The 15,278-nt window shown below is 69.3% G+C and carries 11 protein-coding genes and 2 pseudogenes; 12 read left to right on the forward strand and 1 reads right to left on the reverse strand.

Annotation, left to right across the window (positions count from 1 at the left end; all coding sequences use genetic code 11):
* Nucleotides 1–209 precede the first annotated feature (209 nt).
* Nucleotides 210–417 (forward strand): annotated as a pseudogene (locus FNH08_RS25485) (transposase); the annotation flags it as partial.
* A 206-nt stretch (nucleotides 418–623) separates the two neighbouring features.
* Here the strand turns inward: FNH08_RS25485 and FNH08_RS25490 are convergent.
* Complete coding sequence (locus FNH08_RS25490; protein WP_152773878.1) at nucleotides 624–1,316, reverse strand: FadR/GntR family transcriptional regulator; 693 nt, start codon at nucleotides 1,314–1,316, stop codon at nucleotides 624–626.
* 300 nt (nucleotides 1,317–1,616) lie between these two features.
* On the opposite strand from FNH08_RS25490, the gene FNH08_RS25495 reads away from it, so the two are divergent.
* From FNH08_RS25495 to FNH08_RS25545, 11 genes and pseudogenes are all read left to right on the forward strand, one after another.
* Complete coding sequence (locus FNH08_RS25495; RefSeq protein WP_152773879.1) at nucleotides 1,617–2,924, forward strand: enolase C-terminal domain-like protein; 1,308 nt, start codon at nucleotides 1,617–1,619, stop codon at nucleotides 2,922–2,924.
* Nucleotides 2,921–3,675: pseudogene (locus FNH08_RS25500) on the forward strand (SDR family NAD(P)-dependent oxidoreductase); the annotation flags it as partial. The gene FNH08_RS25495 and the pseudogene FNH08_RS25500, both read left to right, overlap by 4 nt.
* A 156-nt stretch (nucleotides 3,676–3,831) precedes the next feature.
* The gene (locus tag FNH08_RS25505; protein WP_152773886.1) at nucleotides 3,832–4,791 is read left to right on the forward strand and encodes an ABC transporter permease; all 960 of its coding nucleotides are present in this window, start codon (nucleotides 3,832–3,834) and stop codon (nucleotides 4,789–4,791) included.
* Nucleotides 4,788–5,792, forward strand: a complete 1,005-nt coding sequence (locus FNH08_RS25510) for a carbohydrate ABC transporter permease (RefSeq protein WP_228034343.1) — start codon at nucleotides 4,788–4,790, stop codon at nucleotides 5,790–5,792. Before FNH08_RS25505 ends, FNH08_RS25510 begins: the two co-directional genes overlap by 4 nt.
* Before the next feature lie 76 nt (nucleotides 5,793–5,868).
* Nucleotides 5,869–7,536: a type 2 periplasmic-binding domain-containing protein gene (locus FNH08_RS25515; RefSeq protein WP_152773880.1), complete on the forward strand. Its 1,668-nt coding sequence runs from the start codon at nucleotides 5,869–5,871 to the stop codon at nucleotides 7,534–7,536.
* A 353-nt stretch (nucleotides 7,537–7,889) separates the two neighbouring features.
* Complete coding sequence (locus FNH08_RS25520) at nucleotides 7,890–10,334, forward strand: glycosyl hydrolase family 95 catalytic domain-containing protein (RefSeq protein ID WP_152773881.1); 2,445 nt, start codon at nucleotides 7,890–7,892, stop codon at nucleotides 10,332–10,334.
* A 55-nt stretch (nucleotides 10,335–10,389) separates the two neighbouring features.
* Complete coding sequence (locus FNH08_RS25525) at nucleotides 10,390–10,977, forward strand: pyridoxamine 5'-phosphate oxidase family protein (RefSeq protein WP_152773882.1); 588 nt, start codon at nucleotides 10,390–10,392, stop codon at nucleotides 10,975–10,977.
* Nucleotides 10,978–10,980: 3 nt separating this feature from the next.
* On the forward strand, nucleotides 10,981–11,679 hold the full coding sequence (locus FNH08_RS25530) for a L,D-transpeptidase family protein (protein WP_152773883.1): 699 nt from the start codon (nucleotides 10,981–10,983) through the stop codon (nucleotides 11,677–11,679).
* Between the two features lie 185 nt (nucleotides 11,680–11,864).
* Nucleotides 11,865–13,247 carry a ferredoxin reductase family protein gene (locus FNH08_RS25535; protein WP_322725356.1) on the forward strand — a complete coding sequence of 461 codons (1,383 nt, stop codon included), beginning with the start codon at nucleotides 11,865–11,867 and terminating at the stop codon, nucleotides 13,245–13,247.
* 62 nt (nucleotides 13,248–13,309) lie between these two features.
* Nucleotides 13,310–14,440 (forward strand): FMN-binding protein, encoded by a 1,131-nt coding sequence (locus FNH08_RS25540; protein WP_152773884.1) that lies wholly within the window; start codon nucleotides 13,310–13,312, stop codon nucleotides 14,438–14,440.
* Nucleotides 14,430–15,227 carry an FAD:protein FMN transferase gene (locus FNH08_RS25545; RefSeq protein ID WP_152773885.1) on the forward strand — a complete coding sequence of 266 codons (798 nt, stop codon included), beginning with the start codon at nucleotides 14,430–14,432 and terminating at the stop codon, nucleotides 15,225–15,227. The genes FNH08_RS25540 and FNH08_RS25545 overlap by 11 nt, the downstream gene beginning before the upstream one ends.
* The last annotated feature ends 51 nt before the right edge of the window (nucleotides 15,228–15,278 follow it).

Here is a 15,278-nt window from a genome sequence, read left to right on the forward strand (position 1 = left end):
CGGCCGGGGCGGCCACGGCCTGGTTCCGCCCGGACCGGGGGCACACTTCCGCCGGCAGAACCCCCTCAGCGGAACCGCCGCTCCAGAACGCCCTCAGCGGAACCCCGCGACAGATTCACCATTCCTTGGACGTCGTCTCATGTGGCGTGCTGGGTTGTCCGCACCGTGTGGTGATGGTTGAGCGCATGGTGCCGGACGAGCTGTGAGAGCTGTTCCAGCGGGCGGTCCCGCCGGTTCCGACTCGGCCCGGGGCGGAGGTCGGCGCGAGTATGGGGACGCGAGCCGCTCACGGCGATCATCTTCGTGGCCACGTCGGGCTGCGCCTGGCGGCAGTTGCCGCCGGTCTTCGCCCCGTCGGGGCCGACCGCGCACGGGCTTTTCACCGAGTGGACCGCCGCCCGGGCGCGGGCGGAGCTGCGCGTCGGGGCTGCGGCGTCGTGAGCGGTCCTCGGGTAGCGCGTACAGGAGCCCTTCGACGGCGTCCGGCACCGCAGACCCAGCAGCGGCTCGGTCACGGTCTCGCCGGCGTTGTCCACGGTGTCCAGAGCAATGGGGCGCTCGGAGCCCACGCGGCCCACGCGCAGCCATCTCATCGGGAATCTCCGCTGGTGTCGGCCGGTTGCCTACGAGGCGCCGTCCCGGTCCAGATGCGCACGCAGCCACTGCTCGGTGGTACTGACGTGCATGAGGGCGGCGGCCTGGGCGAGACCGGCGTCGCCGGCGGCCAGCGCCTGGTAGATCGCCTCGTGCTCGACCAGAGTGCGGTCGGCGGCATGGTCGTCGACCAGTCCGCGCCAGACACGTGCGCGCAGCGTCCGGCTCGCGATGCCCTCCAGCAGGGTGGCGAGCGTGGCGTTGCCGGTGGCCGCGATCACCGCCCGATGGAAGGCGGCGTCGTGCTCGTTGAGCCGCTCCACGTCGTCGCAGGCGGCCCGCGTCGCCTCCAAGTGCCGCTCCACCTCCGCGAGTTCTGCGGCCGAGATGCGGGTGGCGGCCAGCCCGGTGGCGACCGGCTCGAACAGCCGGCGCACCTCGGTGAGCTCCAGCAGCGTGTCACCGCGCAGGAGCTCCACGGCGGATCCGACGCCGCTCAGCAGCACCTCCGGTTCCAGGCTGGTCACATAGGTGCCGTCGCCGCGGCGGATCTCCAGCACGCGCGAGACGACCAGCGCCTTCACCGCCTCCCGCATCAGGTTGCGGGACAGCCCCAGCTCCGCGGCGAGCTGCTGCTCGGGCGGAAGCTTGGCCCCAGGCGGAAGGTCGCCCGACTGGACGAGCTCCCTGATGCGGTCGATGGCCTTGTCGGTCAGTGACATGCTTCGCCATCCCCTTCTGGTGCGTGCCCAGCCACACTGCCAGATTCATCCCATGTCCCCAGGGCATGGGATGACTCACGTGCGGCCGACTCGGTCAGCGAATCACATATCTGCAGACAACCCGGGCCAGTTACAGAAAGTTTGTTCACAGGTATAGACGTGGCCGTTGATCGCGCGTTAAATCCATCCCATGTCCGGTGCCTGTTGTTCCACAGGAACATGCGGTTGACACATGACGACAGGTGGCTGCCATGACCCCGAACCGACGACACGGCCTCCGGGCCCGGATGGCCGGGCACCATGACTGAACTGATCAGCTCCCTCGAAGCGGTGGACGTACGGTTCCCGACCTCGCTCGAACTCGACGGCTCCGACGCGATGAACCCCGAGCCCGACTACTCGGCCGCCTATGTGACGGTCCGTACGAGCGGCGGCGACGAGGGTCACGGCCTGGCCTTCACCGTGGGACGCGGCAACGACGTCGCGGTCGCCGCCGTACGTGCCCTGGCCCCCCTGGTGGCCGGGCTGCCGGTGGAGGACGTCCTGGGTGACCTCGGAGGCTTCTCCCGGCGGTTGACCGGCGACAGCCAACTGCGCTGGCTGGGCCCGCACAAGGGCGCCATCCACATGGCAGCCGCGGCGGTCGTCAACGCCGTGTGGGACCTGTACGGACGCCGGACAAGAAAGCCGGTCTGGCGGCTGCTGTCCGAGCTGTCCCCGGAACAGCTCGTCGACCTGGTCGACTTCCGCTACCTCCAGGACGCGCTGACCCGCGACGAGGCCCTGGACATCCTCCGCCGCGCCCAGCCCGGCCGCGCCGAACGCACCGCTCACCTGCTGGAGCACGGCTACCCCGCGTACACCACGACACCCGGCTGGCTCGGCTACGACGACGACAAGCTGGTGCGGCTGTCCAAGGAGGCGGTCGCCGACGGTTTCTCCCAGATCAAGCTGAAGGTCGGCGCCGACCGCGAGGCCGACGTCCGCCGCCTGCGACTGGCCCGTGAGGCCGTTGGCCCGGACATCCGCATCGCCGTCGACGCCAACCAGGCCTGGGGAGTGCAGCAGGCGATCGACTGGATGCGCTCCCTCGCCCCCTACGACCCGTACTGGATCGAGGAGCCCACCTCACCCGACGACGTCCTCGGACACGCCGCTGTCCGCAGGGCACTGGCTCCGGTCAAGGTGGCCACCGGCGAACACACCCACAACCAGGTGATGTTCAAGCAGTTCCTCCAGGCCGGGGCGCTCGACGTCCTGCAGCTGGACGCCAGCCGCACCGCCGGTGTCACCGAGAACGTCGCCGTCCTGCTGCTGGCCGCGAAGTTCGGCGTACCCGTCTGCCCGCACGCCGGCGGGGTCGGCCTGTGCGAGATGGTCCAGCACCTGGCCATGTTCGACTACGTGGCCGTCAGCGGCACCACCGACAACCGCGTGATCGAGTACGTCGACCACCTGCACGAGCACTTCACCGACCCGGTCCGCATCCAAGACGGCCACTACCTCGCGCCGACCGCTCCCGGTATCAGCGCCGAAATCCACCCGGCCTCCGTGGCGGCCCACCGCTACCCCGACGGTCCCGTATGGCAGGCGGAGGCCGGCGCATGAAGATCACGGCTCCCGAGTGCGCGGGTCTGAGGACAGTCGTCACCGGCGGCGCCTCCGGCATCGGCCTGGCCACCGCACGACTGCTCGCAGCCCGAGGGACCCCAGTCGCGCGCCTCGCCCCGACCCCTGACGACGTGCCCGAACCGCTCACCGGCACCCAGGCGGACGTGACCGACGACAGCAGCGTCCGGTCGGCCGTCGACGAGGCCGCGCGGCGACTCGGCACCATCGACATCCTGCTCGACAACGCCGGGACCATTGCCCAGGGCACCATCGAGGACAACACCGACGACGAGTGGCGCCGCGTCCTCGACGTCAACGTCCTCGGCATCGTCCGGGTGACCCCGGCCGCCCTGCCCCATCTGCGCCGCTCCCCCAGCGCGGCCGTCGTCAGCACCTGTTCCATCGCGGCGACCGCCGGACTGCCCGAGCGTGCGCTGTACTCGGCGGCCAAGGGTGCCGTCCTCTCCCCCACCCGGGCCACCGCCGCCGGCCTCTTACGCGCCGGAATCCGCGTCGACCGCGTCAACCGCGTCAACCGCCGACACCGCTGACGCTCCGCGGATCGGGCGCCTCCGGACCACGCAGCCGATCCGGAGGCCGAACGCGCAACCCTCGACGCCCCCGACCCATGGGACACCTGGTCACCGCCGACAGGGTGGCCGTGGCCATCACCCACCTCGCGAGCCCGCTGCCCGGCTCCACCACCGGCACGGACTTCGCCGTGGACTGCGGCATGCACGGACCGCGAAACGCGTCCGCAGCGCCAACCGAATCCACGCCCCTCTCCGCACGGCCAACAAGGAGACAGAGCAATGCGCACTTGGACCCATCCGCCGACGGTGCCGTTGCCGCGGCGTGCCTGCCGCCCGGCACGCGTGCCCCGCCCCGCCTCTGGAGCCTAGGAATGTCCCAGAACAGCGCGGCGAGGCCGCTCCGCGTGCCGAAGGTGAGCATGGGACGCAGGGCCCGGCGCAGCTTCAGTCGTCACTGGACGCTGTATCTGCTGATGCTGGTTCCGCTCGTGCATCTCGCGGTCTTCAAGTACGTTCCCATGGTCAACGGGGTCATCGCCTTCAAGGACTACAACGTCGTCAAGGGCATCTGGGGCAGCGACTGGGTGGGAGTGCGGCACTTCCAGGCCATGTTCGACAACCCGGTCTTCTGGGATCTGGTGAAGAACACCTTCCTGTTGTCCCTCTACGCGGTGGTCGCCGCCTTCCCGGTCCCGATCATCCTGGCGCTGGCGCTGAACGAGATCCGGCAGGGGTTCTTCAAGCGCACCGTGCAGATGGTGACGTACGCGCCGTACTTCATCTCCACGGTGGTCGTGGTCTCGATGATCATCATGATCCTTTCTCCCAAGCTCGGACTGTTCAGCCACGTCTACGGCTTCTTCGGCGTGGACCGGGTCGACCTGCTGGCGGACGCGGACTACTTCCGGCACATCTACGTCTGGTCGGACATCTGGCAGACGGCAGGCTACTCGGCCGTGATCTACCTGGCCGCCCTCTCCGGCATCGACCCGTCGCTGTACGAGGCGGCACGCGTCGACGGTGCCTCGCGACTGCAGAAGATCTGGCACGTCGACCTGCCGAGCATCATGCCGACCGCGGTGATCATCCTCGTCCTGGCCGTCGGCAACATCATGGCGATCGGGTTCGAGAAGGCCTTCCTGCTGCAGAACCCGATGAACCTCAGCACATCGGAGATCATCGCCACCTACGTCTACAAGACCGGCCTGCTCAACGCCGACTTCAGCCAGGCGACCGCCGTGGGCCTCCTCAACTCCGTGGTCAACCTCGTCCTGCTCGTCCTCGTGAACTTCGCCGCCAAGCGGCTGACCGGAAGCGGGGTGTGGTCATGAGCCAACCGCAGACCACAGCGGTCACCGATCCGAAGAGCTTTGACCGCGCGGCAGTACCGGCCGCCCCCCGGGGTTCCCGCTCACGGCTTCTGCCCGTGCGCCGACCGCACAGGAGCCGGCGGATCCAGGAGACCCGGGTCGACCGGATTTTCCTGTTCTGCACCTACCTGCTGCTGTGCACCTTCCTGGCCGTCGTGCTGCTGCCGCTGCTGAACATCGTGGCCAGTTCCCTCAGCGACCCGACCGCGGTGTCGTCGGGCCGGGTGCTGTTCTGGCCGGTGGACTTCTCGCTGCGCGGCTATGAGGTCGCACTGGGCGATCCGCAGATCGTCACAGGCTTCCTCAACTCGCTCTTCTACACGGTCGTCGGCACCCTCGTCAGCGTCACCCTCACCATCGCCCTCGCCTACCCCCTGTCCCGCAGGAGCCTGTTCGGACGCGGGCCCGTCATGGGCCTGGTGGTCTTCACCATGCTGTTCTCCGGCGGCCTGATCCCCACCTACCTGGTGGTCCAGCAGCTCGGCATGCTCGACACCCGCTGGGCCCTGGTCGTCCCGCAGGCCATCGGCGTCTGGCAGGTCGTCATCGCCAGCACCTACTTCCGGACGATGATCCCCGACGAGCTGTACGAGGCGGCTCAGCTCGACGGCTGCGGGGACCTGCGGTTCCTGTGGAAGGTCGCTCTTCCCCTGGCCAAACCGATGATCGCCGTGGTGGCGCTGATGTACGCCATCACCCAGTGGAACTCCTACTTCGACGCCCTGCTCTACCTCAAGGACGCCGACCTCTACCCGATCCAGCTGGTGCTGCGGAACATCCTCATCCTCAACACCACCCCCAGCGGCATGACGGATGCCGCCCAGATGCTGGAACGCCAGCAGCTCGCGGACCTGCTCAAGTACTCCCTGATCGTCATCGCGAGCGTGCCCGTCCTGCTCATCTACCCCTTCGTCGCGCGCTACTTCACCAAGGGAATCATGATCGGCGCGATCAAGGGCTGAGCAGACCCCGCCTGCCCCCCACGTGTGCTCCTCACCTCCCCGCTTGCCATCCCCCTGTCACAGAAGGGACTTCCCCATGCCTCGTTCACGTCCGCTCACCAGGGCGGCGGTCGCCGGGACGCTGCTCGGCACTCTGGCGGCCTGCACCGGTGGTGGGTCCGGCGATCCCGACACGTCCAAGCCGCTCCCCACGATCACCGGGAACCCGCCGGTCACCCTCAACGTCTTCGCCCCCCAGGCTGCGGACCAGAACCTCAAGACCAACCAGTTCACCCAGCTGATCAAGCAGAAGTTCAACATCACCATCAACTGGCAGACGACCACCCAGGACGGCGGCCCGGCCAAGGAGAAGCGCCAGATCTCGCTGGCCAGCGGTGACCTGCCCGACGTGTACCTGCTGATTCCCTGGGTCGACCAGTTCAGCCAGACCGAGCTCCTCAAGCTCTCCACCCAGGGCGTCATCCAGCCGCTGAACCAGTTGATCGGCCAGTACGGCCCCAACATCAAGAAGGCGTTCGCCGACGTCCCCGCATACAAGCGGATGGCCACCGCGCCCGACGGCAAGATCTACGGGTTGCCCCAGTGGGTCGACTGCTTCCACTGCTCGTACCCGTCCAAGCTGTGGATCAACAGCGCGTGGCTGAAGAAGCTGGGGCTGAAGCCGCCGACGACCACGGACGAGTTCCGCGACGTACTCCGCGCCTTCAAGACCAAGGACCCCAACGGCAACGGCAAGGCCGACGAGGTTCCGCTGAGCGGGGACACCGGGGACACGGTCATCCCGTACCTGATGAACGCGTTCATCGACACCCCGAACGGCAACTTCACCCCCTCCACCAACCCCACCCTGGTCCTGAACAAGGGCAAGGCCGACATCCAGGCGGACAAGCCCGGCTGGCGCGAGGGTCTGAGGTACATCAAGTCGCTCTACGACGAAGGTCTGATCGACAGCAGCGTCTTCACCCAGAACGCGGACGCCCTGCTGAAGCTGGGCGACCACGCGGGCAAGGTGATCCTGGGCTCGGCGACGGTGATGCACCCGAACATCTTCGTCACTCAGGGACAGAAGGACGGCCGCGACCAAAAGTACGACGCGCTGCCTCCGCTGACCGGCCCGGAGGGCAAGAGCTACGCGACGTACACCTCGCCGTCGGTGCCCGGAGCGACCTTCGTCATCACGACCAAGGCCTCACCGGCCAAGCAAATCGCGGCGATCAAGATGCTGAACTACATCTTCAGCCAGGAGGGTGAGCTCAACGGCATGTTCGGGTTGGAGGGCAAGGGCTGGGTCAAGCCCGGCCCCGAGGACGTAGCACTCGACGAGAGCCTGACGGCGCAGTACGAGCGAGTCGACTCCCCGCCCCCCAACGGCAACTGGAGCGCGCTGGCGCAGTACAACAACACCAAACAGTTCCGCGACACTCAGGCGGTGGCCAAGGACCCCAAGTCGCCGGAGGGCTACGAGCGCCGGCTCTTCGAGGCCACGAAGCTCTACGCGGCGCACGAGTCCAAGTCGCCTCCCGAGTTCCCCCTCGGGGAGGCGTGGATCGACCCGGCGAAGGCGGGCGAACTCGCCACGCTCCAGACGAACATCGGCACCTTCGTGCAGCAGAGCGCCGTGCAGTTCATCACCGGCAAGAAGTCCCTCGACTCCGACTGGGACTCGTACGTGCAGAACCTCGACAAGTTCGGCTTGAAGCGCTTCCTGCAGATCTACCAGGAGGCCTACGACAAGACACACTGAAGACGCACTGACCAGGGATGGCCGGTGCCGTCGCACGCCGCAGACGGTACCGGCCATCTCGACCACGGCGCCCACACGGACGCACGGGAACGGCACACCACCGAAGGGATCCTCCGCATCGCGCCCTGGGGCCACATGCTGTCCGCACGTCGAGGCGGGCGCGCGGTGCCTCCGGGTTATCCGCCGTCCGGGACGCTCCGGCCGGACCGGCTCACCGGACACGTGCCCGAGGGCAGTACGACGCTCGACGCGGACGACCCGATGGAGCGCTCCCCAGGGGCCTGCACGATCATCTGTCTTCGCCGCCCCTCCGTCGGCCGGCGACGCTCCTCCGCACGAAGGACAGGAAAACGATGCACTCCGCACGCTCCCACGCGGGCGACACGACCGCGCCCACACCGGCCCTGGTCGCGCTGCCCGACCGGGGCATCCATGACACCAGCCCCGCCGAGTCGTGGACCGACGGCTTCCTCACCGGCAACGGCGAGTACGGGGCCGTGGTGTACGGGGACCCCGCGCTGGAAAAGGTCGTCTTCAACCACCACCGCCTCGTCCTTCCGAACGGCACCCGCGACCTCACCCCGCCCGTGCTCGCCGATCGGCTGGAAACCATCCGGGACAAGGCGCTGGCCGGGGACTACGCCGGAGCGAGCCGCGACTTCGCCGCCGGGTGGGAGCTACGTTGGACCCAGACGTACCATCCCGCGTACGAGCTCCGGATCGCCACCGCGTACGGGCCCGTCGCCGACCAGTACCACCGGTTCATCCGGAGCACCGATTTCCGCACGGGCGAGGTCACCTCGGCCTGGGCCGACGGGCACGGCACCTGGTCCCGCCGGATCTTCGTCTCCCGCGCCGACCGGGTCATCGTCCACGAACTGGCGCCGGCCCCGGGCCGTACCGTCGACGTCATCCTGAGCGTGCACACCGCGCTCGACGACACACCGACCGACCACGGCGGAGGCGACGACCTGCACAGCCGCGTGTCGTTCACCACCCTGGCCGGGACCGATGGGGGCTCCGGGTGGCTCAACCTGCGCGGCACCTACCCCGAAGGCATGGGAGCGTACGGCTACGAGGGCGTCACCCGCGTCGTGCCGACCGGCGGCACGGTCGCCGTCAGCGGCTCGACCGTCGTGGTCACGGGGGCTGCCAGGCTCACACTCCTCACCCGGCTGGAGCGTCACGAGACGCGGCCCGCCCGGGAAGCCCGGCCCCTGCACGCGGGGCTCGCCGCCCTGGAAGACGATTACGAGGCACTGCTCGGCCGGCACACAGAGATCCACTCCGAACTGTACGACCGCTCCCGCCTCGATCTGAACGCCCCCGAGGCCGACCGCCGACTGCCGACCACGGAGCTGCTCGCACGCCAGAACGCCGACCGCACGGTCATCGACCTTGCCCTGCTGGAGCGACTCTACGACTCCGGCCGCTACCTCTTCCTCAGCTCCAGCGGCATCCTGCCGCCCCGCCTGACCGGTATCTGGACGGGGGCGTGGACCGCCGCCTGGGCCGGTGACTTCACCACCGACGCCAACGTCAACCTCCAGGTGGCCGGCGGCACCACCCTGGACATGGAGGAGGCCATGCAGGGCTACTTCGACCTGATCCTCGGCCAGCTCGACCACTGGCGGACCAACGCCAGGAACCTCTACGGTGCGCGTGGCTTCCTCGCCCCCTCCCGCACGGACGGCGAGTACGGGCACATGCTCCACTTCAACGGCAGCGACTTCCCCGGCCACTGCTGGACCGGCGGCGCCGACTGGCTGCTCCACCCGCTCCTCGAGTACTACGAGATCACCGGGGAGCAGGCCTTCCTCCAGCACAAACTCGGTCCCGCCCTGATGGAACTGGCCCTGTTCTACGAGGACTTCCTCACCCGCACCGACGCGAACGGCAACGTGGTCTTCGTGCCGTCGTTCTCCATGGAGAACACCCCCGGCAGCACGGGCGAGCACCTGTGCGTCAACGCCACCGGCGACATCACGGCCGGCAAACACGCCCTCCAGGCCGCCATCGACGCCGCCAACGCCCTCGGCGTCGAACAGGCCGTCGGCGAGGGCGTCGAACGCTGGACGGCACTGCTCGACAGGATCCCCGACTACCGGATCAACGAGGACGGCGCGCTCGCCGAATGGTCCTGGCCCGGCCTGACCGACCGCTACGACCACCGCCACATCCAGCACCTGTACGCCGCCTGGCCCCTGCACGAGATCAACCCCGAGGAACGGCCCGACCTCGTGCCTCGGGCCCTCAAGGCGCTCGAACTGCGCGGAGACCAGAACCTCTCCGCACACGGCAGCCTGCATCGCGCCCTGGCGGCGGCACGGCTCAAGGACGGCGCCAAGGTCTACGACAACCTCCGGAAGATCATGGGTGGCGACATGCTCTTCCGGTCGCTGATGACCTCCCACAACCCCGGGCGGGACATCTACAACGCGGACGCCGCGCACGCACTGCCCGCCGTGCTGGCCGAGGCACTGCTCTGCACGAGGCCCGGTGTGCTGGAACTCCTGCCCGCGCTGCCCGAGCAGTGGGACAGGGGCAGGATCACCGGCGTCCGGGGCCGAGGAGGAATCCGCGTGCACAGCCTGGACTGGGACCTGCCAGGCCGTACCGCCACGGTGACCGTCACCTCGGACCAGACCCAGGACGTCACCCTGATCAGCCGCCGCGGCATGACCTCCGTCACCACGTCCGCGCACGTCGGCCCCTCGACGCTGGGCCCGCATGCCAGGAGGGTCTGCCTCACCACCGGAGAACGCACCCAGATCACGGTCACCCTGCCGACCGCCTGACACGAAGGAGAAACCTCTTAGACAGTCGAAAGATTTTCCTGGACAATCGTTTGACATGGGAAAGACCTATGAGCGCATTGACGGCCGCCTGCGTACGTTCATCGAGGCCCAGCCCCTCTTCTTCACGGCGACCGCGCCCCTCTCCGCCGACGGCACGGTCAACCTCTCCCCCAAGGGCCTGAGGGGTTCCTTCGCCGTGCTCGACGAACTCACCGTCGCCTACCTGGACTTCGCCGGCAGCAACGCCGAAACCATCGCCCATCTGCGGGAGAACGGCCGCATCACCCTCATGTGGTGCGCCTTCCAGGGCCCGCCGAACATCGTCCGCGTGCACGGCCGCGGAGAGCCCGTCTTCCGCGACGACCCCCGCTTCGCGGACCTGCTCGCGCACTTCCCGGACATCGACCCGACGCAGCACGGCCTGCGCGCGATCATCGTCGTACGGGCCGACCTCGTGCGCGACACCTGCGGTTACGCGGTGCCCTACATGACGTACGACGAGGACCGCGACCTGCACGGCAAGCGTTTCGCGCGGGAGGACGACGCCTCGCTCAGCGCCTACTTCACCAAGAAGGAGCACGTCGCGACGAGCCTGGATGGCCTACCCGGGCTGCCGTTGCCGCTGCCTCCCTCTAGCGTCTGAGGCATGCGCCCTGCCCTGACCACCGCCGTCCTCGCCGCCGCCTCCCTCGCACTCGGTGCCGCACCCGCGGGTGAGACGCCTCTCCCCGAGCGGATGGCCGACACCGGGGGCGGCGCCCAGCTGATCACCGCCGTGGCCGAGGACACCTCGTCGACGACGGGCACGGTCACGTGGTGGGACCGGCAGGGCGGCCGGTGGGTGGAGGCGGGTTCCGCTCCCGCGCGCTTCGGGGCCAAGGGGCTCGCCGAGGGCAGCTCCCGCAAACAGGGGACCAACACGACGCCCACCGGGCTGTACGACCTCCCGTACGCCTTCGGGATCGAGGAGGCGCCCGCCGGCGCGAGGGCGTCGTACCGGCGGGTCCACAACGACTCGTGGTGGTGCCAGGACAACGAGTCCGGCTCCTACAACCGCTGGACCGAGCCCCTCTCCGCCGACTGCCGGGCCAGCGAGGCGGAGCACCTCGTCACGTACGGCACGCAGTACGCGTACGCGTACGTCATCGGGTTCAACTACGCCGAGCCGGTGCGCGGTCGCGGCGCTGGCATCTTTCTGCACGTCAACGGGTCTGGGGCTACGGCCGGTTGTGTTTCTGTGCCTCGGGATGCGATGCGGCGGATTCTGGCGTGGGCGGATCCTGGGCGCGAGCCTCACATCGCGATCGGGACAGCGACCGGGCCGACGGCGATCACGCGGTACTGAGCACGCAGCGCCGTAGGGGACTTGGCCGGGTAAAGCTGCCGGTTCGTCGTGGCTTGTCGCGCAGTTCCCCGCGCCCCTACCGGGGTGCACGTTGCCCCACACCCCACTGAACACTCCGCCGCCCCCGCACGTATCTCAGGGCCAAGGGAGACGCCGAACCCCTTGCCCGCCACCACGGAGGAACCGTGACCACCACGATCGCAGGCGGCCGCGCCGCGCGGCGCCAGACGATGCGCCGTATCCGCCCCCGACGCTCCCCCGCCGTCCCGCTGTTGCTCGTCGTCTTCGCGGGCGCCGCCGGGGTGATCTGGCTGTGGTGGAGCAACACGCCGTCCCTCGCGGACACCGCCAGCAAATGGCTGGCCGCGGGCCGGATCACCGGGCTGCTCGCCGGGTACCTGATGGCGCTCGTCGTGCTGCAGATGGCCCGCGTGCCCGCGCTGGAGCGCCGGGTCGGCTCGGACCGGGTGGCGCGCTGGCACGCGATGAGCGGGCGGTACACGCTCTCCCTGGTCGTCGCCCACGTCGTGATGACAATGTATGGCTACGCCCTCCAGGCCGGCCTCACCTTCTCCGACATCGTGCAGCAGACGGTCGACTCGATCAACCAGTTGCCGGACATGGGCAAGGCCGCGATCGGCACCGGCATCCTGGTGTTCATCGGGCTGATCTCGATGGGGCCGGTGCGCAAGAGGATCCCGTACGACCTCTGGTACCACGTCCACCTGCTGACGTACGCGGCCACGTTCCTGACGTTCTGGCACCAGCTGTCCACGGGCAACGAGTTCGTGGTGGAGCCCATCGCGAAGACCGTCTGGTACGCCCTGTACGGGACGGTGACGGCGCTGGTGGTGTGGTACCGGATCCTCACGCCGATCCGGCTGAACATGCGGCACCGGCTGCGTGTCGAGGCGGTCATCGAGGAGGCGCCGGGGGTCGTCTCGGTGCTGATGAGCGGGCGGAAGCTGCACCGGATGGGCGCGGAGGCCGGGCAGTTCTTCCGCTGGCGGTTCCTCGCGCCGGGCATGCGGTTCAGCTCGCACCCGTACTCGCTGTCGGCGGCGCCCCGCCCCAACATGCTGCGCATCACGGTGAAGGCGGCCGGCGACCACAGCTCGGCGCTGCGCGAACTGGAGCCCGGCACCCGGGTGTGGGCCGAGGGCCCGTACGGGGCGCTGACGGCGGGCAAGCGCAGCAAGGGCAAGGTACTGCTGGTGGCCGGTGGTGTGGGCATCACCCCGATGCGGGCGCTGTTCGAGACGCTGCCCGGCGCGGCCGGCGACCTGACGCTGCTGTACCGGGCCAACAGCACCCAGGACCTGGCGCTGTGGGACGAGCTGGCGTCCATCGCGGAGGAGCGCGGCGCCCGCCTGATGTACGCGGTGAACAGCCCCGAGGGAGAGCGCCCCGACATCTCGCCGGACTCGCTGCGCCGCAAGATCCCCGACATCGATGAGCACGACGTCTTCATGTGCGGGCCGCCCGGGTTCGCCCAGCAGGTGTACGAGGCACTGCGCGGTGCGGGTGTGCCGACCCGCCGTATCCATCACGAGTCGTTCGAGATGTGAGCGACGGGATCCACGGATCCACGGGACTTACGCGACCTATCGGAGCCAGGAGCTCAGGAGCTATGAAGAAGAGCCATCCCATTCGGCGTGTCCTGCTCGCCAGTGCCGCCACCGTGTCCGGCATCGTGCTGCTGCTGACGCTGAAGCCGTCGTCGGATCCGGCGGCCGCGGAGGGCCAGTCCGTCGCGCCGCAGGGGCAGTCGGGGGCCCAGGCCGCCGCCAACGGGACGATGACGGGTGCCGTCGAGCAGACGGAGTACGGGCCCGTGCAGGTCCGTATCACCGTCAGTGGCGGCAAGATCACCAAGTCCGAGGCCGTCCAGAAGCCGGAAGGCGGCCGCTCCACCCAGATCAGCAACGACGCCATCCCCAAGCTCGACCAGGCGGCGGTGACGGCGGGCAGCGCCGACATCGACGCCGTGTCCGGCGCGACGTACACCAGCGCCGGCTACAAGAAGTCCCTGCAGTCCGCCCTCGACAAGGCGAGCAGCGGGCAGGGGTCCGGCTCGGGCTCGGGCAGCGCGCAGGCCCAGACCGTCACGGGTGCCGTCGAGCAGACGCAGTACGGGCCGGTCCAGGTCCGCGTCACCGTCAGCGGCGGCAAGATCACCAAGGCCGAAGCCGTCCAGAAACCGGAAGGCGGCCGCTCCACCCAGATCAGCGGCGACTCCGTACCGAAGCTCAACCAGGCGGCGGTGACGGCGGGCAGCGCCGACATCGACGCCGTGTCCGGCGCGACGTACACCAGCGCCGGCTACAAGAAGTCCCTGCAGTCCGCCCTGGACAAGGTCAAGAGCGCGGATTCGGGATCCCAGGAGTCCGGTGGCCAGGAGTCGGGCACCGAGCAGGAGTCGGGCACCGCGCCGGCCGGGTCGGGAGCCGCGTCCGGGTCCGGGTCCGGGTCCGGCAGCGCGCAGGCCAAGGGCGAGGCGGTCCAGGGTGAGGTCGTCAAGACGCAGTACGGGCCGGTCCAGGTCCGCGTCACCCTCAGCGGTGGCAAGGTCACCAAGGCCGAGGCAGTCCAGATGCCCATGGGTGGCCGCTCCACCCAGATCAGCGGCAACGCCATACCGAAGCTCAACCAGGAAGCCGTCGCAGCAGGGAGTGCCGACATTGATGCCGTCTCCGGTGCCACCTACACGAGCGCGGGCTACAAGAAGTCCCTCCAGTCCGCCCTGGACAATGCCGGCTGACCCCTCCGAGGCGCCCGCGCCGCCGCAACTGCGCCACGTCGAGGAGGTCATGGGCACGGTCTTCTCCTTCGACGTGCGCGGCGGAGAGACCGCGGCGATGAAGACCGCGCTGGAGGAGGCCGTGGCCGGACTCCACTCCGTGAACGAGGTGTTCAGCACCTACCGCGACAACAGCCAGATCTCACGGCTGGCCCGCGGCGAGCTGACCATCGAGGAGTGCGATCCGGAGGTCGCCCAGATCCTCCAGCTGTGCTCGGAGGCGGAGCGGCTCAGCGACGGCTGGTTCAGCGCCACCTTCCAGGGGACCTTCGACCCGACCGGCATCGTGAAGGGCTGGGCCACCGAGCGCGCCGCCCTCCACCTGGTCGCGGCGGGCGCGTCCGGGGTGAGCGTCAACGGCGGCGGTGACGTGCAGCTGTGCGGGGTGCCCGGCCCGCAGCGGCCGTGGCGGGTGGGCGTGTCCGATCCGCTGCGACCCGGGGGGCTGGCCGCCGTGGTCTCCGCGGCCGGCACCGCGCAGCTGGCCGTGGCGACCTCCGGCACGGCCGAGCGCGGCACGCACATCGTGGACCCGCGCACCGGCAAGTCGGCGGTCACCGACCTGGTCGCCGTGACCGTGGTGGCCCCCAAGCTGACCTGGGCCGACGCCTGGGCGACGGCCGCGTTCGCGATGGGTGCGCGGGACGCGCTGAGCTGGCTGGAGGACCTGCCGGACACCGAGGCCCTGCTCATCACGGCGGGCGACGAGGTCCGCTGCACCGGAGGGCTCGCCGCCCGCCTGGGCTGAGGCCCCACCCTCACGCCCTGAGACCCCGACCGATCCCCCACACACAAGGCC

The organism is Streptomyces spongiae, from assembly GCF_009377185.1.
Taxonomy (GTDB): Bacteria; Actinomycetota; Actinomycetes; order Streptomycetales; family Streptomycetaceae; genus Streptomyces; species Streptomyces spongiae.